Consider the following 367-nt stretch of genomic DNA (forward strand, 5'->3'; position numbering starts at 1 on the left):
AGCTCTGGTGAAGACCAACTTTCTAGCAATAGGATTAATGTTCAAAACGATAGTTTTAAGGTGAGAAATTTCTCACCTTTTTTTATAATTATCGGATGAACTTTATGGCTAAGAAAACTTCATTTTTCGTTAGAAAAATAAACATACCATTTGATAAAATTAATTCTGTTTTTAAGCGTCAAACCCCTGTGCAAATCCAAGTGGTTTTTCAAATGACTAAAGTAGCCTTCAATACCGTTTGTGGTGTTTGGTATTGCTGGATTATCAAGATAATGAAACATATTTGAAAGTGCTCTTTTGATGGTGAAATACGATCTTCTCAAACGTTTATGAGTATACCAATACCGCCCAGTTTCTGGATTAATGG

At 33.0% G+C, this 367-nt stretch carries 1 pseudogene; it reads right to left on the bottom strand.

Annotation, left to right across the window (positions count from 1 at the left end):
• Positions 1–119: 119 nt before the first annotated feature.
• Positions 120–367, bottom strand: a pseudogene (locus tag AC4AGG_RS16840) (IS256 family transposase, variant Zn-binding type); the annotation flags it as partial.

Source organism: Chryseobacterium sp. CG10_8 (genome assembly GCF_058117085.1).